This window comes from Butyrivibrio sp. AE2032, from assembly GCF_000702965.1.
The window spans coordinates 1,229,331-1,251,060 of the sequence record NZ_JNLF01000003.1 but is presented as its reverse complement, the minus strand read 5'-3'; the positions used below and the strand labels follow the sequence as shown (position 1 = coordinate 1,251,060).

Annotated in this window: 19 protein-coding genes; 14 read left to right on the top strand and 5 right to left on the bottom strand. The window is 44.5% G+C overall.

Going from position 1 to position 21,730, the window contains the following annotated elements; all coding sequences use genetic code 11:
- The first annotated feature begins 3 nt into the window (after positions 1-3).
- Positions 4-2,499, top strand: a complete 2,496-nt coding sequence (locus tag BO18_RS07575; protein WP_034445048.1) for a clostripain-related cysteine peptidase — start codon at positions 4-6, stop codon at positions 2,497-2,499.
- A gap of 22 nt (positions 2,500-2,521) precedes the next feature.
- Here BO18_RS07575 and BO18_RS07570 read toward each other — a convergent pair whose 3' ends face one another.
- Positions 2,522-3,460: a 3'-5' exonuclease gene (locus tag BO18_RS07570; protein ID WP_034445046.1), complete on the bottom strand. Its 939-nt coding sequence runs from the start codon at positions 3,458-3,460 to the stop codon at positions 2,522-2,524.
- A 234-nt stretch (positions 3,461-3,694) separates the two neighbouring features.
- Between BO18_RS07570 and BO18_RS07565 the strand changes: the two genes are divergently transcribed.
- Both BO18_RS07565 and BO18_RS07560 read left to right on the top strand, forming a co-directional pair.
- Positions 3,695-4,237: a glutathione peroxidase gene (locus BO18_RS07565; RefSeq protein WP_034445044.1), complete on the top strand. Its 543-nt coding sequence runs from the start codon at positions 3,695-3,697 to the stop codon at positions 4,235-4,237.
- Between the two features lie 137 nt (positions 4,238-4,374).
- Positions 4,375-5,184 carry a YlmH/Sll1252 family protein gene (locus tag BO18_RS07560; protein WP_051688565.1) on the top strand — a complete coding sequence of 270 codons (810 nt, stop codon included), beginning with the start codon at positions 4,375-4,377 and terminating at the stop codon, positions 5,182-5,184.
- A gap of 53 nt (positions 5,185-5,237) precedes the next feature.
- On the opposite strand, the gene BO18_RS07555 is transcribed toward BO18_RS07560, so the two are convergent.
- The gene (locus tag BO18_RS07555; RefSeq protein ID WP_242856530.1) at positions 5,238-6,605 is read right to left on the bottom strand and encodes a D-alanyl-D-alanine carboxypeptidase family protein; all 1,368 of its coding nucleotides are present in this window, start codon (positions 6,603-6,605) and stop codon (positions 5,238-5,240) included.
- Between the two features lie 115 nt (positions 6,606-6,720).
- Here BO18_RS07555 and trmB point away from each other — a divergent pair, with 115 nt between their 5' ends.
- The 3 genes from trmB to BO18_RS07540 are packed head-to-tail and all read left to right on the top strand — an operon-like array spanning position 6,721 to position 8,457.
- Positions 6,721-7,410 (top strand): tRNA (guanosine(46)-N7)-methyltransferase TrmB, encoded by a 690-nt coding sequence (trmB, locus tag BO18_RS07550; protein WP_255350949.1) that lies wholly within the window; start codon positions 6,721-6,723, stop codon positions 7,408-7,410.
- A complete protein-coding gene (gene trxA, locus BO18_RS07545; RefSeq protein ID WP_034445038.1) occupies positions 7,410-7,730 on the top strand; it encodes a thioredoxin in 321 nt (106 codons plus the stop codon). The genes trmB and trxA overlap by 1 nt, the downstream gene beginning before the upstream one ends.
- Positions 7,731-7,758: 28 nt before the next feature.
- On the top strand, positions 7,759-8,457 hold the full coding sequence (locus tag BO18_RS07540) for an SH3 domain-containing protein (RefSeq protein WP_034445036.1): 699 nt from the start codon (positions 7,759-7,761) through the stop codon (positions 8,455-8,457).
- 25 nt (positions 8,458-8,482) lie between these two features.
- On the opposite strand, the gene BO18_RS07535 is transcribed toward BO18_RS07540, so the two are convergent.
- Positions 8,483-8,932 carry a hypothetical protein gene (locus BO18_RS07535; protein ID WP_034445035.1) on the bottom strand — a complete coding sequence of 150 codons (450 nt, stop codon included), beginning with the start codon at positions 8,930-8,932 and terminating at the stop codon, positions 8,483-8,485.
- 34 nt (positions 8,933-8,966) lie between these two features.
- Between BO18_RS07535 and murI the strand changes: the two genes are divergently transcribed.
- The 4 genes from murI (at position 8,967) to proS (ending at position 14,328) form a co-directional block, all read left to right on the top strand.
- The gene (gene murI, locus BO18_RS07530) at positions 8,967-9,779 is read left to right on the top strand and encodes a glutamate racemase (RefSeq protein WP_034445033.1); all 813 of its coding nucleotides are present in this window, start codon (positions 8,967-8,969) and stop codon (positions 9,777-9,779) included.
- A 123-nt stretch (positions 9,780-9,902) separates the two neighbouring features.
- Positions 9,903-12,140: an anaerobic ribonucleoside-triphosphate reductase gene (gene nrdD / locus BO18_RS07525; RefSeq protein WP_034445031.1), complete on the top strand. Its 2,238-nt coding sequence runs from the start codon at positions 9,903-9,905 to the stop codon at positions 12,138-12,140.
- A gap of 112 nt (positions 12,141-12,252) precedes the next feature.
- On the top strand, positions 12,253-12,810 hold the full coding sequence (gene nrdG / locus BO18_RS07520) for an anaerobic ribonucleoside-triphosphate reductase activating protein (protein ID WP_034445028.1): 558 nt from the start codon (positions 12,253-12,255) through the stop codon (positions 12,808-12,810).
- A gap of 84 nt (positions 12,811-12,894) precedes the next feature.
- Complete coding sequence (proS, locus tag BO18_RS07515) at positions 12,895-14,328, top strand: proline--tRNA ligase (RefSeq protein ID WP_034445026.1); 1,434 nt, start codon at positions 12,895-12,897, stop codon at positions 14,326-14,328.
- A 61-nt stretch (positions 14,329-14,389) separates the two neighbouring features.
- Here the strand turns inward: proS and BO18_RS07510 are convergent, their stop codons facing one another.
- On the bottom strand, positions 14,390-16,072 hold the full coding sequence (locus BO18_RS07510; protein ID WP_034445024.1) for a GGDEF domain-containing protein: 1,683 nt from the start codon (positions 16,070-16,072) through the stop codon (positions 14,390-14,392).
- Positions 16,065-17,789: a GGDEF domain-containing protein gene (locus tag BO18_RS07505; RefSeq protein WP_034445022.1), complete on the bottom strand. Its 1,725-nt coding sequence runs from the start codon at positions 17,787-17,789 to the stop codon at positions 16,065-16,067. The genes BO18_RS07510 and BO18_RS07505 overlap by 8 nt, the downstream gene beginning before the upstream one ends.
- A gap of 77 nt (positions 17,790-17,866) precedes the next feature.
- Between BO18_RS07505 and BO18_RS07500 the strand changes: the two genes are divergently transcribed.
- The 4 genes from BO18_RS07500 to BO18_RS07485 all read left to right on the top strand — a co-directional run bounded on the left by BO18_RS07500 (position 17,867) and on the right by BO18_RS07485 (position 21,704).
- Entirely contained in the window at positions 17,867-19,210 is a 1,344-nt protein-coding gene (locus BO18_RS07500) for a CCA tRNA nucleotidyltransferase (protein ID WP_034445019.1), read from the top strand.
- A gap of 12 nt (positions 19,211-19,222) precedes the next feature.
- The gene (locus tag BO18_RS07495; protein WP_081860951.1) at positions 19,223-21,076 is read left to right on the top strand and encodes a PEGA domain-containing protein; all 1,854 of its coding nucleotides are present in this window, start codon (positions 19,223-19,225) and stop codon (positions 21,074-21,076) included.
- Between the two features lies 1 nt (position 21,077).
- Complete coding sequence (locus BO18_RS07490) at positions 21,078-21,317, top strand: RNA-binding S4 domain-containing protein (protein WP_034445013.1); 240 nt, start codon at positions 21,078-21,080, stop codon at positions 21,315-21,317.
- Between the two features lie 75 nt (positions 21,318-21,392).
- Positions 21,393-21,704, top strand: coding sequence for a septum formation initiator family protein (locus tag BO18_RS07485; protein WP_034445012.1), 312 nt, complete (start codon positions 21,393-21,395; stop codon positions 21,702-21,704).
- Positions 21,705-21,730 lie beyond the last annotated feature (26 nt).

The following is a 21,730-nucleotide window of genomic DNA, read 5'->3' as shown; positions in this document are numbered from 1 at the left end:
GTTATGGAAGACAGGCCCTTTGGTAGAAAAAAGAATGTAGGCACAGGAGGATCCGGCGTCCACAAAAGAGGCGAAGCCTTAAGTGGCGGCCCTGTGGGAAGTAGCGACGATCATGCCCCTGGAACTCCATCCGGCGGCGCTCCCTCAGGAGGTGGCCCTCAGAGATCCCGTGGAATGAGCCCTATTATGCTTATAGTAATTGCCCTGGTTGTTATCCTTGGAGGTGGTGGCGGACTGACATCATTCCTTGGTGGAGGTCTTGGGGACACAGATACCCAGTCTGATTATGGTACGGTCACAACTCAGACCCAGCCTCAGACTCAGACCAGTACCAGCACCGGAACAACAGGAAGCTCTTCAATGAGTTCAGGTATGTCCATGCTTGGTTCACTTCTTGGAGGCGGCTATGGTTCCTACACCGGTGCAAGCAGCGGAGCAAATGCAGCCTGGAGCGATACAGCCAATACCGGCAAGCTTGACACTTCTGTTTCTTCAGCAGCAAGGGAGAAAAGAACTGTCATAAAGGGTAACGGTCAGGATATCGTAACGATCATGGTATATATGTGCGGAGCTGATCTTGAGTCCAGAAGCGGAATGGCTTCAAGGGATCTTCAGGAGATGCTTGCTGCAGACCTTGGTGAGAATATCAACCTTATTGTTTACACCGGTGGAGCAAAGCAGTGGCAGAACAATGTGGTATCAAGTAAGACCAATCAGATCTATCAGGTAAAGAATGGAAAGCTTGAGCTTTTACAGGATAATCTTGGAAATGCCATTATGACTAAGCCCGAGACGCTTTCCGGATTCATCGGCTGGGCAGCTAATAAGTTCCCTGCTAACAGGAATATCCTGATCTTCTGGAATCACGGCGGCGGATCAACAGGCGGATATGGCTATGATGAGAGATTCCCTACAGCAGGTTCCATGAGTCTTGCAGGAATCAATAAGGCCCTTAAGGACAGCGGAGTTACCTTTGATTTTGTGGGCTTTGACACCTGTCTTATGGCAACTGTTGAAAATGCCCTTGTGGTTTCAAACTATGCAGATTATCTTGTTTCCTCAGAGGAGACAGAGCCTGGTATCGGCTGGTACTACACAAACTGGCTCACAGCCCTTGGAAAGAACACTTCCATGGAGACTGTTCAGATTGGCAAGAACATAATTGATGATTTCAGCCAGGCTTGTGCACAGCAGTGCCCGGGACAAAAGACCACTCTTTCTCTGGTAGACCTTTGTGAGCTGTCCCAGACAGTTCCTGCAGAGCTGGCAGACTTTTCCAAGGACACATCAGAGATGATAAACTCAAACGACTTCCAGGCAGTATCAACTGCAAGAAGCAGTACCAGGGAGTTTGCAACCTCCTCCAGGATCGATCAGGTTGACCTTGTAGATTTTGCAAACCGCATGGGAACTAAGGAAGCAAAAGAGCTGGCAGAGGTATTAAAGAGTTCCATCAAATATAACAGGACCAGCTCCAATATGACTAATGCCTATGGCCTTTCCATCTATTTCCCTTATTCAAAGACCAACAAGGTAGACACAATGGTTGATACCTATGAGGATATCGGAATGGATGAGGACTATGCTAAGTGTATTCAGAGCTTTGCTTCCATGGGTGTTGCCGGACAGGTTGCATCAGGCGGTACAGGAAGCGCTATGCCATCACTATTTGGCGGAATGAGTGGATCCTCTTCAGGAAGCTCAGCCGGATCATCAACAGAACTGGTGGCTCAGCTCCTTACAACCTTTATGTCCAGTGACTTTAGCTCTATTTCAGGACTTACTCCATCAAATACTTCTTTCCTTGGAAAGAGCCTTGATATAGAAAAAGCTTCTGAGTATATAGCAAGTCATAGCTTTGATTCTTCAGCCCTTACCTGGACCACCAATGAAGAGGGAGATGAGGTGATAAGTCTTTCCCCTGAGCAGTGGGCAATGGTAGAGGATCTTCGCCTCAACGAGTTCTATGATGACGGCGAGGGATACTTAAATCTTGGTCTTGATAACATTATGGAGTTTGATGATAAGGGAAATCTCATCGCTCAAAGCGACAAGACCTGGCCTGCTATCAATGGACAGATTGTTGCTTTCTACACTCTGGACATCCAGGGAACAGCAGATGACTACTGCATTTCAGCAAGAGTTCCCTGTGAGCTCAATGGCGACAGATGCAACCTTATCCTTGTATTTGATTCAGAGCATGAGGATGGCTATGTGGCCGGAGCTTGTTACGACTACGTAGAAGGTGAGACAGACACTATCGCAAAGAACCTTGCAGAAATAGTAGAGGGTGATGAGATTGATTTCATCTGCGACTACTACACATACGACAAACAGTATCAGGCAAGCTACTATATCGGTGACACCCTTACAGTTAAAGGGGATATGTCAGATATGGTGATCCAGAATCTCCCTGTGGGAGACGGGGATGTACTTATGACCTACAGATTCACAGATATCTATGGTCAGAACTACTGGACAGATGCACTTACATACTAATGAAAAAAGGCAGGACCCGCAATTATGATGGGTTCTGCCTTTTCTTTACTTTCCGTTGTTTCTTTTTCATGTCTTCCACATCCTCAGGGGATATGAATCTGCAGGTCTTTACCACGTATAGGTTTCCGTTTTCAGCTTTCTTAATCCGGACCTTCGCCTTCATGAAACCGTGCATATCGCAGTAGGCCACGGCATAATAGTGTTTGCCGTTTGGAGAAAACCACTTTACCTGCCTTTTGATATTCTTGTGGCATAGGTAACACCTTGTACTCATGACTTCCATGTTCTCAAGAACATCTTCCTTACTGTTAAACTCTCTGGAGATATATTTCTCGTAGTTGTCAAAAACTATGTGGATCTCCTGGCTCTTGGTCTTGGGAGTGACATAGGTGTCAAAAGAGACTTTGGTCAGTATTCTTTCATTGAAGGTCTGAAAGATCTTAGCTGTGTATTCAGCATCTGCCAAAGCTCTGTGAAAAGGAATACCTTTTTCAAGGTTCAGTTCGTCTATTGCTGCTTCCAAAGAACGTCGTGATCTTCCATCATCATAGGCAAGGCTATATAATTTTTGCACGTCATAAAAGGCCAGAGGTCTGTCAGATAAAAGAGGCAGTCCAAAGAAATCCAGGTTTCTCTGGAATTCTGTAAGGTCAAGTGGGCCCCAGCTACAGAACTTCGGATCCTCTCCACACCAGGAAAGGAAGTCTTTTGCAGCCTTCTCAAAGGTATCTCCCTTGTCCAGATCCTCCATAGAAAGATGAATAAGCTTACCGGTTATGCGATGCATGTGCCGATGAACCTGTGGTTTTATCAGACAGGAAAACTCTCCGGTCTTTTCCCTTTTTTCATTAAGTTTTACGGCGCCGATCTCTACAATCTCAAAGGTAAGAGTCTTACCATTTTGGGTGACCGGAGCCTCTCCCTGGTTCCATTCCAGGTCAAAAACGATGTAGTTGCTCATAGATTAATCATATAAGCTGGAAAAAATTTTGCAACAGGGTATTGACATTTTAAATTGTGTACAATATGATTGTATACAGAGACAAGCGAAATGAGATAAATATGCAAGTATCATGCTTGCATGAATACATGCACATTTATCCCATTTCATTTGGCGAGTATCGCCAACGAGGAAATGTTTACATTTCCGAGTCTTGTCTATGTATACTCACAAAACATATAAGGAGGAAAGAACATGAGCTTTTATGATTACACTGTAACTGATGCACAGGGAAATGATTTTTCTTTAGATAACTACAAAGGAAAGGTTGTACTCGTAGTTAACACTGCAACCGGATGTGGATTTACTCCTCACTACAAGGATATTGAGGACATGTATGAGAAATTCCACGATCAGGGCTTTGAGGTTCTTGATATTCCCTGCAACCAGTTCGCAGGTCAGACACCGGGAACAGATGAAGAGATCCACGAGTTCTGCCAGCTTCACTACAATACAAAGTTCCCACAGATGAAGAAGTCAGATGTTAACGGCGAGGGACAGCTTCCTCTTTTTGCTTTCCTTAAGAGCCAGAAGGGCTTTGAAGGATTTGGAAAGGGACCAAAGGCTCTTGCAATGAACGTTATGCTCAAGAAGATTGATAAGGATTACAAGAACAATCCTGACATCAAGTGGAACTTCACAAAGTTCGTTGTAGACAGAGACGGAAACGTTGTAGCACGCTTCGAGCCAACTGAAGATATGAAGAATGTAGCTGGCTGCGTTGAGAAACTCCTTTAATTTTGCTAATACTCTCCTTTCATAATACACTAAACATTTTCCTTTGAGATACTCCTGATCTTGGATTACCGTCCGAGATTAGGAGTTTTTCGCTTGCTAGAGTATAATGTTTTAAGAAAATCGGAGGTGAATTTTTCGTGGAAGAAAAAAGCAGAGATTTCCTGGCGGGAAGAGTCAGGGACCTGGCAACAAGAGCATATAATAACAGCTTTGTGACGCATACTGATTTTCTGTCCGTATCTGAACTGAATACCTTCTTTCAGATTCTGGCATCAGAAGGGATTTCTGCAAATGTCCATGAGTACTGCGGAGCTAGATTCCTGATATATGGCGGCTTTGAGGATGCAGAAAGAGCTATGGTGGTTTTTCTTCCGGATTATCTGGATGAGGAAGGATTTCTTTTAGCAGAAAAGACTGAGCCCTCCGTTTTAGAATGTATCAGGATCACGCCTGTTAATAACAAATTTGCTGATGAGCTAAATCACAGGGATTATCTTGGCTCCCTTATGAATCTTGGAATCGAGAGGGACCAGATTGGAGATATTCTTTCCGGGACAAACGAAGCCTATGTATTTGCAACGAAGGAAATGTCCCAGATGATATGCAAGGAGCTTATCCGCATCAGGCATACTTCTGTAAAGTGCCAGGTAGTCAATCCTTCGGAATGTGACATCAGACCTGAGTTTGAAGAGATTTCAGGAAGTGTTGCATCTGAAAGGACCGATGCAATCCTTGCCTTTGTCTATCACCTTTCCAGGTCAGAGGCCCAAAAGCTCATTGAAAGTGAGTCGGTTTTTATTGATGGCAGAACAGCCTATAGCGGAGGATATGACCTGAAGGTTGGCGCCAGGGTTTCGGTAAGAGGTCATGGGAAATTCATCTATGACGGACCTTCCGGAACTACCAGGAAGGGAAGACTATTTGTTAAGGTAAGAAAATTTGTTTAAGCAAAGTAAAACCGGCTCAGGGCTTTGAGTGCCCCAGGCCGGTTCTTTTGATTTTAGAACTTTCCGGATTTAAATTTTCCGTGGTTGAATTCTTTTTTCCTTCGGTTGTATCTTAGTCTGTCGCTTCTGCTGGAGTGAGTTCTTCCGGAAAGGACACGGGTCAAAACGGAACCCAGTACTGAGAAGGCTATTACCAGGATGACGGCAACGAGTACCAATATTTTTACATTGATGTAAATGGTCCTATTGCTGTTTACGGTTTCTGCGCTATTTTCTGCTGATGACTTGGAGTAACATACATAGGCATTTCCTACAGGAACGCCACTGTAACTGTATGCAACCCTTGCAATGGCAGTTGGGAATTGGCTCTTTTCATCCTCAGTCAGGTCGTAAAGAATCTCATAATCCGTATCTTCTATGGATGAAGTCTTAGGAAGAATGATGGAATCTGTTCTTCCCAGCTTTAAGATAGTACCGGACCTTCCGAAGACATCATTGTCTGATTCGAAGAACAAAGAGTCATCAGGCATATATCTAAAGTCATTATCAGCCACATTTACAGCGTGGAAATTGTTAAAGCCATAGTCGAAAAGTGTTACGGTATCAGTGAACTGTGCAGGAGACTCCTCCATGAATACAACGCAGATAAGCTTTAGACCGTCCTTTTCAGCGCAGGTTACAAGAGTCTCTCTGGCAAGATCAGTATATCCGGTTTTTCCTCCAAGAATTCCCTCATAGGCAATCTCTCCGTTAATTAGTTTGTGTTTGTTGTTCAGATAGAAGTCATCGGGCTGGGTGGCTGTAGCTGTAAAGTGATATCTTGCAGTGTTTCCAACCTTACAAAGAAGCTCGTTGTTGAAAAACTCTCTTGAGATAAGGGCCAGGTCGTAGACGCTGGTGTAATGGTCATCAGCCTGAAGGCCGTTGGTATTGGCAAAATGGGTATTGGTGCATCCAAGCTCCTTGGCGCGGGTGTTCATGAGTTTAACAAAGTCAGATATGGAGCCACTTACATGCTCTCCCACGGCATTTGCCACCTCATTGGCACTGCCGACCATGATTCCATAAAGGGCCTGTTCCATGGTGATGGACTGTCCGACATCCATTCCTATATTTGAACCACCCTTTGGCACGCTGAAAACCGCTTCATTTGAAAAGGTTACTTCATCAGAAAGGCTGGAGTTTTCAACTGCTAGAAGGCAGGTCATGATCTTGGTGGTGCTGGCTGGGAAAAGTTCTTCGTGGATATTCTTTGCATACAGGATAGTTCCTGTGTTTGCTTCCATTATTATGGCTGCCTGGGCAGTGATCTCGGGACCATGGGGCCAGCCGGAAATATCGTTAGTCTGGATCGGTAGCTCTTTTCGCAGCTGTGCTTCCTGTGCATAGTCGGTAGCTGCATAGGAGGTAGTGCCAAACAAAAGGCTAAGACACACCACAAGTATAATATTTTTTAAGTATATTTTAGGAAAAGACTTCATAGTATGCTTATAATACAATACTTCCAAACTTGGGGCAAATACTGTATAATTTAATATAGTATTATTAGCAGGCAGAAAGAAAAGAAGACAAATGCGTTTACGTAACATCGCAGGGTCAAGAGAGGTAATTGCTGACAGTGCTTTTACCGTTAAGGACCCGGAGAAGAAAAAAGGCCTCTGGAAAAAAGAGGTATTTAAAAATGACAATCCAATACATATTGAGATAGGAATGGGTAAGGGGCGCTTCCTTATGGATATGGCTGCTCTTCATCCGGATATCAATTACGTGGGGATTGAGAAATATTCAAGTGTCCTTCTTCGTGCGATACAAAAGCAGGAACAGCTTCTTTTACCAAACATCATCTTTATAAGGATGGATGCGGAGGCTATAAGTGAAGTCTTCGCGCCCTCTGAAGTAGAGAAGATCTACCTGAACTTCTCAGATCCCTGGCCAAAGGACAGACACGCCAAGAGGCGTCTTCCTTCAAGAGAGTTTCTCGGAAGGTACGACAAGATCCTGGTTCCAGAGGGAGTTGTTGAGTTTAAGACAGACAACAGGGATCTCTTCCAGTTTGCCCTGGAGGAAGTTGAGCCGGCAGGATGGACGCTGGACGCCGTAACATACGATCTTCATAACGATGAGACCATGAATCAGGGAAATGTTATGACGGAGTATGAAGAGAAGTTTTCACAAATGGGCAACCCAATTTACAAGTATATTATAAGCAGAAAGGGGAGTAATTAATGGATTACACACTGAACAGTCAAAATTTTGAAGAAGAAGTTCTTAACAGTAAACTGCCGGTTCTGGTTGATTTTTCTGCAGACTGGTGCGGCCCCTGCAAGATGATGGCTCCTATGGTTGATGAGTTCGCTGAGGAGTATGAAGGGGAGCTCAAGGTAGGAAAGATTAATGTGGATCAGTCACCTGACATCGCACAGAAGTACAATGTAATGTCAATTCCGATGTTTGCATTCTTCAAGAATGGACAGGTCGTTGAGACAGCTGTTGGTGCGCTTAACAAGGCAAAATTACAGGGAATAATTGACAAGGTGCTGGCTTAATAGCCAGCACTTTTTAAGGAGAATTGTTTTGGCAGACAAGATCACGAACATAGAAGATTATCGTAAAAGAGATGTCAAACAAAATATCGATGAAAAGTCTGAACCCATAAAGGAGCAAAGGCCAAAAGAGCCGGTGACACAGGATACTCAGATTGGAAAACCGGTGACTCAAGAGACTATGGAGATCGAGATAGAAGATCCCTTTAAGTTCCTCAATGAGGAGGAGCGAGAGGAGTATATCCACGAGCGACAGAAGGCTGAGGAGGCCGAGCAGCGTGGGGAAGATGCCGACGATGAAGAGGAATATGATGAGGAATATGACGATGAGGAGTATTCCGACGAAGAGGAATCCGGAAGGGGCGTCAACATGGAGCTGGTGGTTCGAATCGCGTCCATAATCACCGGAATTGTTATTCTTCTCTTTATCGCCATGGTGGTAAAGACCAAGGTCTTCGACAGATATCTTGCTAAAGACCCTGACGAAGTACAGACGGTAGTTTCGGCAGTTCCTGCAGGATTCACAGAAAAGAATGACACAGTAGTGGTTTCAGGAGCTTCCTCTTTGAACCTTAGATCCGGTCCTGACACCAGCAGTACTATCATTACCGCAGTTAATGAGGGAACAGAGCTTAAAAGGATCGCACTAGCAGAGGATGGCCACTGGGCACTGGTGGAATATGAGGGGCAGCAGGTTTATGCCTCAATGAAATATCTGAAAGAAAAGTAAAACCACCGGTCTTTTGAGCGGTGGTTTATCGGCTTCTTGTGTGGAGCCACTTATAAAACTTATCGATAGCTTCTAAAAGGCTTTCGCTGGAACGCACACTGGTTTCAACCTGGGAGAGGATGTCCTCTATGCTGGTATCAGGTACATGCTGAGAGATTGCCAGGGCACTCTTTTCCTCAAGGGAGCGGTAGTCCATGTTTACTAGCAGGGTGGAATGTAGTTCCGATACGCAGGTGTATAGCTCAGGGTACTTCTTCCTGACGATGCTAAATTCATCAAGGATCTGCTCTCTGCATTGGAGGCAGAAAAGGATGTAAGCAGACTCCACTATTTCCGGAGGCTCAATCTCATCCTCGTAGGAGCCGTCCTCGTAGCCACCCTTGGTTGCGTAGTATTCGCAGATTTCCTGCACCAGTGCGCCTATTTTGTTGTTGTCGTAAAGCTTTTGAAGCTCATCTAAGATCTTTTCATTCATGACCTTATTGTAACATAACCAGGAGAAAAGACATATGAAGATAGGAATTTTTGATTCCGGGATTGGCGGGCTTTCCGTACTTCATGAAGCCTACCATCAGCTTCCCGGGCAGGAATTCATGTTCTATGCAGATACAGATCACGTTCCTTACGGGCTTAAGACCCCGGAGCAGATATTGGGATATGCACAGGAGATAACAGAATTTCTTTTGCAAAAAGGGGCTCAGGCCATAGTGATAGCTTGTAATACAGCTACAAGCGTTGCTGTTAAGGAGCTTCGAAAGAACTATAATATTCCAATACTGGGAATGGAGCCTGCTGTAAAGCCTGCAGTTGAAGGCACTGAAGAAAAAAGGATCATGGTCATAGCAACCCCTGTCACAATCAGGGAGGACAAGCTTAAGGACCTGCTTCACAGAGTTGATGAGGATCACAGAGTGGACCTTCTCCCAATGCCCAAGCTTGTGGAATTTGCCGAGAGGGAAGAGTTTGAGTCGGAAGCTGTTGAAGACTATATAAGGGAGCAGTTTTCACAGTTTGATAAGGATAAATATTGTGCCCTGGTCCTTGGTTGCACTCACTTTAATTATTTTAAGCCGGCCTACAGGAAGTACTTTGGAGATAATGTTCTTCTGGTGGACGGAAATAAGGGCACAGTAAGGCATCTGGCTGATGTTTTAGGACTTCAGGTTGCACCAGATGCTGATAAAGATCTTGACGAAGAACACAACATATTGTGTTTACGAAATACAGAATATTTTTTCTCTGGAAAGGAAATTGGAGAGGGAAAAACCCTGGAACACTTGAAAAGACTGCATTTGCGCCTGGAAGAGATAAGAAATATTTAGGCTTGAAATTATCAATATAATGTATTATTATATTATTGTAACCACAAGATGTTGTGATTCTTGTGGCTACTCTTTTGTTTAAGATTCTTATGTGGGTTGAAGTGAAGGAACTGGGAGGTTTTTATGAAGATCATCAAGAGAAGCGGTAAAGAAGTTACTTTTGACGGAAGTAAGATCATAGCCGCTATTGAAAAGGCCAACAACGAGGTTACTGAAGAGAAGAAACTTACAGATGGCCAGATCAGTGATATTGAAAGGTCAGTAGAGAAGCAGTGTGCATCTCTTACTCGTGCAGCCAGCGTGGAGGAAATCCAGGATATGGTTGAGGATGGCCTTATGAAGTCCGGCAAGTATGAGGTTGCCAGAAAATACATCACATATCGTTATAAGCATGCTCTTGTCAGAAAGTCCAACACAACTGACGAGCAGATCATGTCTCTTATAGAGTGCAGCAACGAGGAAGTTAAGCAGGAAAATTCCAACAAGAACCCTACAGTAAACTCTGTTCAGAGGGATTACATGGCAGGTGAGGTATCAAAGGACATCACAAAGAGATTTCTTTTGCCTGATGACGTAGTTAAGGCTCATGAGGAGGGACTTATCCACTTCCACGATGCAGACTACTTTGCACAGCACATGCACAACTGCTGTCTGGTAAACTTGGAGGATATGCTTCTTAATGGAACAGTAATCTCAGAGACCATGATCGAGCGCCCAAAGAGCTTTTCAACTGCTTGTAATATCGCAACACAGGCTATTGCTCAGATCGCAAGCTCACAGTACGGCGGACAGAGCATTACCCTTTCACACCTGGTTCCTTTTGTTGATGTCAGCAGACAGAAATTCCGCAAGGAAGTTGCTCTTGAGTTTGAGACTGCCGGTATGAAGATCAACAAGAAGCAGGTAAACGAGATCGCAGAGATGCGAGTTAAGAAAGAAATTGAGAGAGGATGCCAGGTTATCCAGTATCAGGTTATCACCCTTATGACCACAAATGGTCAGGCACCTTTCATTACAGTATATATGTATCTGGACGAGGTTCCGGAGGGTCAGATGAGAGATGACCTTGCAATGGTCATCGAGGAGATGCTCAAGCAGCGTATCTTTGGTGTTAAGAATGAAAAGGGACAGCTCATCACTCCTGCATTCCCTAAGCTCATCTACGTACTTGATGAGGACAACATCCATGAGGATTCCAAGTACTGGTACCTGACAGAGCTGGCAGCTAAGTGCACAGCTAAGAGACTGGTTCCTGATTACATCTCAGCCAAGAAGATGAAAGAGCTCAAAAAGGGCGATGTTTATCCTTGCATGGGATGCAGATCATTCCTTACTCCTGACAACGAGGCTCTCGCAGAAGGTCTTTGCAATAAGGGAAACAAGGCAAAGGCTAAGAACTATGTCGAGGGAACTCACAAGTACTACGGCAGATTCAATCAGGGTGTTGTAACCATTAACCTGGTTGACGTTGCTTGCTCATCAGCTAAGGATGAGGACAGATTCTGGCAGCTTATGGAGGAGAGATGTGAGCTTTGCTACAGAGCACTGATGGCAAGACACAACAGACTCCTTGGCACACCTTCTGATGTGGCACCTATCCTTTGGCAGAACGGAGCTCTTGCCCGTCTTGAGAAGGGTGAAAAGATTGATCCACTTCTTTTCGGTAACTACTCAACCATTTCTCTTGGCTACGCAGGACTTTGCGAGTGTACAAGATATATGAAGGGCGTATCCCACACAGATCCAAGAGGTAAGGACTTTGCGCTTAAGGTAATGCAGTTCCTTAATGACAAGTGCGCAGCATGGAGAGCAAAGGAGAACATCTCCTTCAGCCTTTACGGAACTCCACTTGAGTCTACAACCTACAAGTTTGCTAAGGCTCTTCAGAAGAGATTTGGAATTATTCCTGATGTTACAGACAAGAACTACATCACAAACAGCTATCATGTTCATGTAACAGAGCAGATAGATGCATTTACAAAGCTTAAGTTCGAAGCAGAGTTCCAGGCTCTTTCACCCGGAGGAGCAATCAGCTACGTTGAGGTTCCTGATATGAACAACAACATCGAGGCTGTTATCTCTGTAATGAAGTACATCTACGACAACATCATGTACGCAGAGCTTAACACTAAGTCAGATTTCTGCCAGTGCTGCGGATATGACGGAGAGATCAAGATCGTTACAGATACAGACGGAAAGCTTATCTGGGAGTGCCCTAACTGCGGAAACAGAGATCAGAACAAGATGAATGTAGCAAGACGTACTTGTGGTTACATCGGAACACAGTTTTGGAATCAGGGCAGAACACAGGAGATCAAGGAGAGAGTTCTCCACATGTCCAATCCAAAGATTTCCTGCTGATAAATTAGTTTGGCGAACCCGTGTAGGTATTCGCTGGGGGTTTTTGAAAAAGTATTTATATATAAAGGAACAGGGTCGGAGCTCATCCGGCCCTGTTTTCAAAAGGAGAGTCATGAAATTCGGACAAGTTTACTATAATGACGTTGCCAATGGAGTGGGCTGTAGGACAGCCCTCTTTGTTTCGGGTTGCACCCATCATTGTAAGGGGTGTTTTAATGAGGTGACCTGGGACTTTAACTATGGAGAAGATTATACAAAAGAGGTTGAGGACGAGATCATTGAATCCCTTAAGCCTGGGTACATAGATGGACTCACTATCCTTGGGGGAGAACCCATGGAAATAGTGAACCAGAAGGAGATCAGACCTCTTTTGAAGCGGATAAAAAAAGAAGTTCCAAAGGCAACCATCTGGATATACTCAGGTTACACCTGGGAGGAGTTGACGGATAAGAACAACAAGCGCTGTCACGGAGAGGATACTGAGGCTATCCTAGGAATGCTGGATGTGCTGGTGGATGGAGAATTCATAGAGGAGCAAAAGAACCTTATGCTCCGGTTCAGGGGCTCATCAAATCAGAGAGTTATTGACGTTCCTGCAACACTGGAAGCGGGAAAGATCGTTCTTTCCAAGTACAATGACAGGGATGAATCAAGATATGTGGGAGAGTAATAAGGAAAAGTAATCTTAACCGTCAGGGTTGACAACACTAGCTTTTGACTCTAGAATTTTTCTGATAAGAAAAGGAGAAATAAAATGGCAGAAAATAAGAAATTAGTTGCTGAGATCACATCAATGGATGAGGATTTCACACAATGGTATACAGACGTATGTATCAAGGCTGATCTGGTAAGCTATTCCAATATCAAGGGATGTATGGTTATAAAGCCTGCCGGATATGCAATCTGGGAGCTTATCCAGAAGCACCTCGACGCCAGATTCAAGGAGACAGGGGTACAGAATGCATACCTTCCTATGTTCATTCCTGAGTCACTTCTTCAGAAGGAGAAGGATCACGTTGAAGGATTTGCACCTGAGGTAGCATGGGTAACACATGGCGGACTTGAGCCACTTACAGAGAGATACTGTGTACGTCCTACATCAGAGACTCTTTTCTGCGATTATTATAAGGGAGAGATCCATTCATATAAGGACCTTCCACAGGTGCTGAACCAGTGGTGCAGCGTTGTTCGCTGGGAGAAGGAGACAAGACCATTCCTTAGAAGCCGTGAGTTCCTCTGGCAGGAAGGCCACACAGCACATGCAACCATGGAGGAAGCTGAGGAGCGTACACAGCAGATGCTTAATGTATACGCTGACTTCCTTGAGAACGACATGGCTATCCCTGTTGTAAAGGGAAGAAAGACAGATAAAGAAAAGTTTGCCGGAGCAGAGGCTACCTATACAGTTGAGGCTCTTATGCACGATGGAAGAGCTCTTCAGTCTGCTACAAGCCACAACTTTGGCGACGGCTTTGCTAAGGCATTTGGCATCCAGTATGCAGGAAAAGATAATCAGCTTCACTATGTATGCCAGACTTCATGGGGACTTACCACAAGAACCATTGGCGCTATGATCATGGTACACGGTGATAACTCAGGACTTGTAGTACCTCCTAAGATCGCTCCAATCCAGGTAGTTGTAATTCCTATCCAGCAGAAGAAAGAAGGCGTTCTTGAGGCAGCTTACGATATTCAGAAGAGCCTTTCAGATTTCAGGGTAAAGACTGATGATACAGACAGAACTCCAGGCTTTAAGTTTGCTGAGCAGGAGATGAGAGGAATCCCTGTACGTGTTGAGATCGGACCTAAGGACCTTGAGGCAGGTAAGTGTGTACTTGTAAGAAGAGACACAAGAGAAAAGACAGAGTGTGCAATTTCTGAAGTTCCAGCAAAGGTTGGAGAGCTTCTTGACCAGATCCAGAAGGATATGTTTGATAGAGCAAAGAAGCACCTTGAGGAGCACACCTTTGCAGCTCACAACAAAGAGGAGTTTGCTGAGGCATTCAAGGAGACCAAGGGCTTTGTAAAGGCTATGTGGTGTGGATGCCTTGAGTGTGAGGAGAAGGTAAAAGAGGAGTTCTCAGCTACCAGCAGATGCATTCCTTTCGAGCAGGAAAACCTTTCAGACACATGCGTAATGTGTGGACAGCCAGCTAAGAAGATGGTTTACTGGGGAAGAGCATACTAATTTGACTATAATAAAAAAGATGCGCGCAAGAGTTCCTTGCTGCGCATCTTTTTTATTTTCGTTATCTTGCCATCATGTGTGCATAATGCTCACGCTTGTATTCGTACATCCTCTGATCTGCAAGCATACTTACTGCGTGAGTATCTTTTTCTTCTGTTTCATGCCTGTAGGCATATCCGTAGGATACGCTGTGGTTTATCTCCTGGTCTTCTTCATCCAGGATCAAAAGCCTCCTGTCAAGTTCCCTAAGCAGACTATCAAGCTCCTCTTTTTCTATGGATTTTATGAGAACCAGGAATTCATCGCCCCCTACTCTTGCGCAGGAGCCTTTGTCTGCGAATACTGTGGCAAGGGTATCGGCAAAAGATTTAAGAAGCCTGTCTCCTGCCGGATGACCTGAGTTGTCATTAACTTCCTTTAGTCCGTTAAGGTCAAGACTGATGATACAGAAATCCTCTTTGAGCTTATTGAATTCAAACATCATCTCATCGCATCTTACTCTGTTTGAAAGTCCGGTGAGATTGTCAATGTAAGCAATTTTTGTAAGGGCAGCATATTCCTTCTTCTGAGCGAAGGAGTGGGTCATGAAGATAAAGTAGTTAAGAAGCTGCGCAAATACAAAGAAAATGGCACCTACAGGTACGGAATTGGTGAGTACAAAGCTTTGCCTGTAGTCTGCGACCTTCTGAGTCATGGCGGCGATAACATAAACGATAAGTGATAAAGCAAGTGTTATCAGTCCTGCCATGAGTATCCTTACGGCGTAGTTGCGGACCTTGCTCTTAATATCCACATATTCATAGACTATCAGCACTACAAGTCCCACAACGGCAACGAGGTAGTAAGAATATTGGAAGTGATTGATATGTACAATGCCAAAGAAGTGAAGCCCCATGAACAGCAGTGAAAAGGCAGTTGATGACAGGGTGAGTATCACCAGTACAGTGTTTTTGCTTCTCCTGTGAAGGTTCCAAATGATCATGTACATCAGTGGAACAATAAGGAACAGGAAGCAGTAACCGAAAGTGGTAGCAACCGGAGCAGATAATATGAAGTCAAACATGTCGTAGGCTGCCAGCATCCAGAATCCTAGGGCCATGGTCAGGAAGGAACAAAGGATCTGGGTGGACAGTCCTGAGGATCTCATTGAGAACAGCAGTGAAATGATCAGGAATACTGTACCGAACAGGATCAGGAAAAGACCTGTGGCGAAGGGGAATATTGCTGAGGTAATGAGGTATCTGTAAAGATCCTCAAAATCTCCCATCATAGGTGTAATGATATCGGCCTTGGTGCCATTTTCAGTGACGTATAACTTGATGAAGATTCTTTTCCCTGCATAATCAGTTGAAAGAGGGATAAAATTGTAGCCGTTTCCTACAAAGCGACTGTCTCTGGTGTTTTCCAGGTGTGCACTGGTCAAAAGATCGTTATCCAAATGGACTTCATAGCCACAGTACTGGGTCTTGAAAAACAGGTATGGGAAAGGAACCTTCATATCCGGAAGGGGCTGATCAAGGGACAGTATAATAACATCGCCTCTCGAGAAGGTTTGTCCGGTCTGGGTTCCCATGGACTCCAGATTTGTGTTAAGGAATTGCTGGTTGTGATAGGTTACTGTCCAGCCTTTTTCAAGACGTATTATCGGGTACTTAGGGGTGAAGCTGAAAAACCTGATGGACAGGAACAAAAGGGCAAGCATTATAAACAGGGCTGATCCAAGGAAGGTGAGGAGTTTACGCATTCTTTACCACCCCCTTGTACCTGCCGTTGTGGTGCTCTTTTTTCATCTCATACATTCTGTTGTCAGCAAGCATGTAAACTTCCTGGGCAGAACCTGTTGGAACCTCGTAGCTGTAAGCATAGCCATAGGAAGCGCTATACTGGAACATCTGCTCTTTTCGGTTCCAGTCGTTTATCATTGAGTAAAGATCATGGATCCTTCTGGTTGTATTTAGGGCTCTTTCTTCAGTCATGATGACAAGGAATTCATCTCCGCCCATTCTTCCGACGAGATTAGCATCCATGAAGGAGTCAGACAATATGGTGGCAAAGCCCTGAAGAAGCCTGTCACCCTCATGGTGTCCAAGAGTGTCGTTTACTTCCTTGAGCTTGTTCAGATCAAGACTGATTATGGTATAGGCAATATGCTCCTGAGAAAGCATATCCATCACCTGCTCGCACCTTGCTCTGTTAGCTAGGCCTGTCAATGGATCGGTGTAGGCCAGGGATGCGATCTTGTTCTGCATGGAATCAAGATCTGAATTATAGATGATGTAAAGTATGTAGCTTATAAGAAGGCTGGAAACCAGGAAAATTGAACCCAGAACAAAACCGTCTATAGTTGATGCCGGCTCGCCTCCTGAACCAAAGTATTTGGCATAGTTATACCGGACAATATCCACAAGTGACAAAGCCATGAAGGAAATAAGTCCAATAGAAAAAACATTTCCGGAGGTGAAGACCCAGTGTCCTTTCTCCTTCCTTTTTTTGAACTCATCCGTTACGATGACAATTGTTGAAAATACAGCTTCGGACATGGCCATTCCATGCAAAAGAACTGTGAATTCAAATATACGATATTTTCCCATAACGCATAAGAAAAACACTGTCAGAAACACGCCAATATTCCCACAAAACAGGAGCCTGAACACTTTTTTGAGTTTTCCGTGATAAACGGACATAAGATATCCAAGGATTGCTGTAGGAATGTTGTATAGTGATGAGTATTCACAGATGGTGTTGACATTGGGATTGTCACATATAAAGTCAATAAGTCCGTAGAAGGAGTAGGTATAGATGCCAAACAACAATGATACTAATCCGCTAAAGAACAGTCTGTAATCATTGTTATGGTAGACGATCATATAGGGAGAAAGCACCATGAGAACCTGACCAAGGATTATAAGGAACATCCCGGCCAAAATATTGTAGCGGTTTTTGATGATCTGACTGGACAGAAGATCGTTTCTCTCTCCAACTGTAACGGGAGAAACACCGGTAAAAGTATCCCTTCTGGAACCAGAAAGAACGATAGTCAGTTTTTTACCGGCATAATCCTGACCCAGAGGAAAGTAATTTGTCTTTTTGGGGACAGTTTTTTCGGCAAAAAGATAGTCACGGCCGAAGGAATAGATAAGTGTATCATCAAGATAGGCATCTATCATTGCATGGATACTGGTTGTGCAAACGCAGGGACTATCAAGCCCAAAATCCGGGATAGTCCGGCTGATGGTGATAACGTCACCAGCTCCGATAACGCCTACATTCGAATCAAGCAGAGAGGTTGAGCTCTGCTTAACACCATTTAAGGATATGTCCCAGCCCTCGTTAAGATCATAAATAGCGAAGTTGGGCTGAAGATAGTTTTTGGAAAAAAATAGCGCTACAACGGCTAAAGCTGACAGTAGGATAAATGCAGCAATTATCCGGTTTAAGCGCTGATAATTCCACAATTTCATATATTTATCCTCATAATTCCATATATTAAGTATATATCCTATTGCACAAAAAGCATAGAGAATTATATTATGAAGGTATGAAGATAACTATTCCAGAGAATGCAAAGATGATATTGGATACCATGCACCGGGCAGGGTATGAGGCCTACGTTGTTGGGGGATGTGTTAGGGATGCCCTTCTTGGAAGAGAGCCCGGGGACTGGGACATCACTACAAATGCCCTTCCGGTTCAGGTGAAAAAGCTTTTTAAAAGAACTATCGACACCGGGATAGAACATGGAACTGTGACTGTAATGGTGGGAAAGGAAGGCTACGAAGTTACCACCTACAGGATAGATGGCAAGTACGAGGATTCAAGGCACCCAAGCGAAGTGACCTTTACAAGAGACCTTACAGAGGACATGAAGCGAAGGGATTTTACCATAAACGCCATGGCCTACAACGATGAGGAAGGTCTCATCGACAGATTTGGCGGAGTGGAAGACTTAAACGCCAGGATAATAAGGTGCGTGGGAAGCCCCAGGGAGAGGTTTTCCGAGGATGCCCTGAGGATAATGAGGGCAGTGAGATTTGCAGCTCAGTTGGATTACGACATAGAGCAGGATACAAGGGATGCGGTAAAAGAGCTTTCTCCAAATCTTAAGAATATCAGCGCGGAGAGAATACAGACAGAGCTGGTAAAGCTTCTTTTGTCTGATCATCCGGAAAAGATAAGACTGGCCTATGAACTTGGGATAACGAAGCAGATCCTGCCGGAGTTCGACAGATGCATGGAAACTCCGCAAAATAATATCCATCACATGTACAGTGTTGGTGAACACACCATAGCAACACTTCAAAATATCAGGCCTGACAGGGTTTTGAGGCTCACAATGCTGATGCATGACATGGGAAAACCTGCTACAATAAGTATAGATGAAAAGGGCATCAATCATTACTATGGGCACGCAGAGGAAGGAAAGAAGATTGCTCATGGTATTTTTCGGCGCCTTAAGTTTGACAGAGACACCATGGATCGTGTCTGCAACCTGATCCTTTACCATGATGACAGGTTCCCTGCCACGGAAAAGAATGTCAGGAGGCAGATCCACAGGGTTGGAGAAGAGGATTATCCGCTCCTTTTTGAGATACAGTATGCGGATACAATGGCCCAGAGTACCTATATGAGGGAAGAAAAGCTTAAGCTCATAGAGGATACAAAGGCTGTGTATGAAAAAGTGATTGAAAGAAAGGACTGCACCAGTTTAAAGACTCTGGCTGTAAATGGCAGGGATCTTATTGAACTTGGTGTAAATCCCGGGAAGGAACTTGGGAAGATCCTTGGCAATATGCTAAAGGATGTGATTGATGAGCCGACCCACAACACAAAGGAGTATTTGCTAGAGCCGGAGCGCCTAAGTGAGTTCAAAAAGGATTGTTGAATCGAGGGGAAAATGAAAAGATCGAAACAATTTTACAGGACATTACCAGCTCTTTTCCTGGTGGCAGTAATGCTGGTTTCTTCGCCAAAGAGCATAGTATGGGCAGGTGAGAGCGCTGACAAGGTCAGTGTCTCTTTGATCGGCAAGTACGATTCTGCAGATACTGCTGCCATAAGGGATATCGATACTGTCAGAAAACAGATTCGTTTTCGCAATCATTCCACAGGTAAAACCTATACTTTAAACTATGACAATACCAGCATGATCTATGATGCCAGGGGTACAGCTCTTTCTGCCTCTCTGCTTGAAGTGGGACAAATTGTTGATGTGACCTTCTTAAAAAGCACCAAACATATAACCACTTTAAATGTGTCGAAGGATGCCTGGGTGGTGGAAAACACCAGAGATCATGAGCTTGTAAGGGGAGATGGCACAGCTAAGGTAAAGGGCGAGATCTACAAGATAGATGCAAGGACCCTTGTTATGGCTGATGGAGCCCTGGCTCTTGCTGAGGATGTACTTTCCACTGATACAGTTACCGTAAGCGGAATCGGAAAAGATATTTACAGCGTTATGGTGACAGGAGGCCACGGGTATGTGAGTCTTTCCTCAGATACTGTAGAGGATCACAGTCTGGTGGGCGCATGGATAGAACTCGATAATGAAGTTATCTACAAGATATCTCCCAACATGCTGCTTAGCGCTCCGGAAGGAGATTACAACCTGCAGATACTGGGAAATGGTGCAAATTACCAGTCTGAAGTCAATATCAGTCGAAACCAGGAAACGGTGGTTGACACAAGCAACGTGAACATCACAAAACCTAAGGAAGGACTTGTTACCTTTGAGATCATTCCGGATCATGCGGAAGTCTTTGTTGACGGTCAGAAGGTTTTGACAGACGTTCCACAGTCAATAAGATACGGATACCACAGCCTTAAGATAATGGCTGATGGATATATTACTCAGGATAAATATCTGAAGATCGGTACACCTAAGTCTGTCATAAGCATTGAGCTGGAAGCAGAGTCTGGATCTTCAGGATCCTCAACAACAGGCAGTACTGTCGGTGATATTGGTAATGTTGCAAGCGCAAGCTCCACTGCAAACAGCATAGGAGTCAGCGTTGGAGATGTATCTTCAATAACCAGTTCTGCTGCATCTACTGCTTCAACAGTAAGTGCCAACTCATCCGATGAAAAGAAAAAGGGCACCAATCAGGTAATTGACGGATACAAGCTTTACTTTGATAAGCCATACGGAGCAGAGCTTTACTTTGATGGGGGATATATTGGTATGATCCCCACAAGCGTAACAAAGATATCCGGAACCCATGAGGTCATACTTAAACAGGATGGATATGAGACCAAGAGCTACAGGATAAATGTTGATTCAGATGAAGTGGATTTGAATTATACCTTCCCGGATCTTGTTAAGATAGAGTCCGAAGACAGCAGCTCATCAAGCAGTGCATCCAGCAGCGCTTCATCAGCAAGTACTGATGATTCGTCAGGCAGCAGCTCTGCATCTACCGGAGATTCTGCGACTACGGGAGACTCGGGATCAGGTGGTACAGGAGCTTCAACAGATGCTTCTTCAGCGGAAACTTCGGCTACAGATGGTTCTTCATCAAAGGAAGGATCTTCAACAGATGGGGCATCCACAGGAGATACCTCCAGCGGAACCGGGGCTTCTTCCACTGCTGATACCACAACATCAAGTGAGGATGCCAGCACCGTGGCAACAAGCGGAAGCACCAATAACACAGAAGAATCAAAGGATAGTCCATCAGAAGGGGCTAGTACCGGATCATCAAATAGTAAGGAGGAAGCCACAGACGCAGCAAGTGCTGCTTCGGGCGGATGAAATGAGATTAGACAAGTATTTAAAAGTAACCAGACTTATAAAGAGAAGGACAGTTGCCAACGAGGCCTGTGATGCAGGAAGAGTACAGATCAATGGAAAACCTGCCAAGGCATCAGCTGAGGTCAAGGTCGGAGACAAGATAACCATAGGCTTTGGGAACAAGGATGTTTCTGTAGAAGTACTTGATGTTCAGGAGACAATCCACAAGGAAGATGTGACAAATCTCTACAGATACATCTGATTGACAGCCCGGAAACGGCTGTATTACAATAATTAGAGATATTAAGTGTTATTTTATTTGTGAGTGGGGTGAAATATGGCAACCAGAGCACGCTATAAAAGGCGTCGTGTTCAAAACCGGGCTGGAATTGTCTGGGCTAGCATTGTGGTGCTCATTCTTGTGACAGTAGTGTCAATCAAGAGCATCAGTCTTTTGCAGAAAGCCAATGAATTACAGGCCCGTGAGGAGACTCTCGAAGAGCAGATCGAGTATGAGAATGCTCGCAGCGAAGAGATCGCAGACTTCGAGAGATATACGCAGACGCGTAAATATATAGAGGACACAGCAAAGGAGAAGCTGGGGCTGGTTTATCCGGGGGAGATAATCTTTAAGAATACGGATAACTAGTTGATCTATGTGGCAATGACGCAGAC

Excerpts from the sequence above, each read along its gene's own strand:
- BO18_RS07575 (WP_034445048.1), top strand. The coding sequence starts at position 4 with ATGGAAGACAGGCCCTTTGGTAGAAAAAAGAATGTAGGCACAGGAGGA.
- BO18_RS07570 (WP_034445046.1), bottom strand. The coding sequence starts at position 3,460 with ATGAGCAACTACATCGTTTTTGACCTGGAATGGAACCAGGGAGAGGCT.
- BO18_RS07565 (WP_034445044.1), top strand. The coding sequence starts at position 3,695 with ATGAGCTTTTATGATTACACTGTAACTGATGCACAGGGAAATGATTTT.
- trxA (WP_034445038.1), top strand. The coding sequence starts at position 7,410 with ATGGATTACACACTGAACAGTCAAAATTTTGAAGAAGAAGTTCTTAAC.
- BO18_RS07535 (WP_034445035.1), bottom strand. The coding sequence starts at position 8,932 with ATGAATGAAAAGATCTTAGATGAGCTTCAAAAGCTTTACGACAACAAC.
- murI (WP_034445033.1), top strand. The coding sequence starts at position 8,967 with ATGAAGATAGGAATTTTTGATTCCGGGATTGGCGGGCTTTCCGTACTT.
- nrdD (WP_034445031.1), top strand. The coding sequence starts at position 9,903 with ATGAAGATCATCAAGAGAAGCGGTAAAGAAGTTACTTTTGACGGAAGT.
- nrdG (WP_034445028.1), top strand. The coding sequence starts at position 12,253 with ATGAAATTCGGACAAGTTTACTATAATGACGTTGCCAATGGAGTGGGC.
- proS (WP_034445026.1), top strand. The coding sequence starts at position 12,895 with ATGGCAGAAAATAAGAAATTAGTTGCTGAGATCACATCAATGGATGAG.
- BO18_RS07510 (WP_034445024.1), bottom strand. The coding sequence starts at position 16,072 with ATGCGTAAACTCCTCACCTTCCTTGGATCAGCCCTGTTTATAATGCTT.
- BO18_RS07505 (WP_034445022.1), bottom strand. The coding sequence starts at position 17,789 with ATGAAATTGTGGAATTATCAGCGCTTAAACCGGATAATTGCTGCATTT.
- BO18_RS07500 (WP_034445019.1), top strand. The coding sequence starts at position 17,867 with ATGAAGATAACTATTCCAGAGAATGCAAAGATGATATTGGATACCATG.
- BO18_RS07495 (WP_081860951.1), top strand. The coding sequence starts at position 19,223 with ATGAAAAGATCGAAACAATTTTACAGGACATTACCAGCTCTTTTCCTG.
- BO18_RS07490 (WP_034445013.1), top strand. The coding sequence starts at position 21,078 with ATGAGATTAGACAAGTATTTAAAAGTAACCAGACTTATAAAGAGAAGG.
- BO18_RS07485 (WP_034445012.1), top strand. The coding sequence starts at position 21,393 with ATGGCAACCAGAGCACGCTATAAAAGGCGTCGTGTTCAAAACCGGGCT.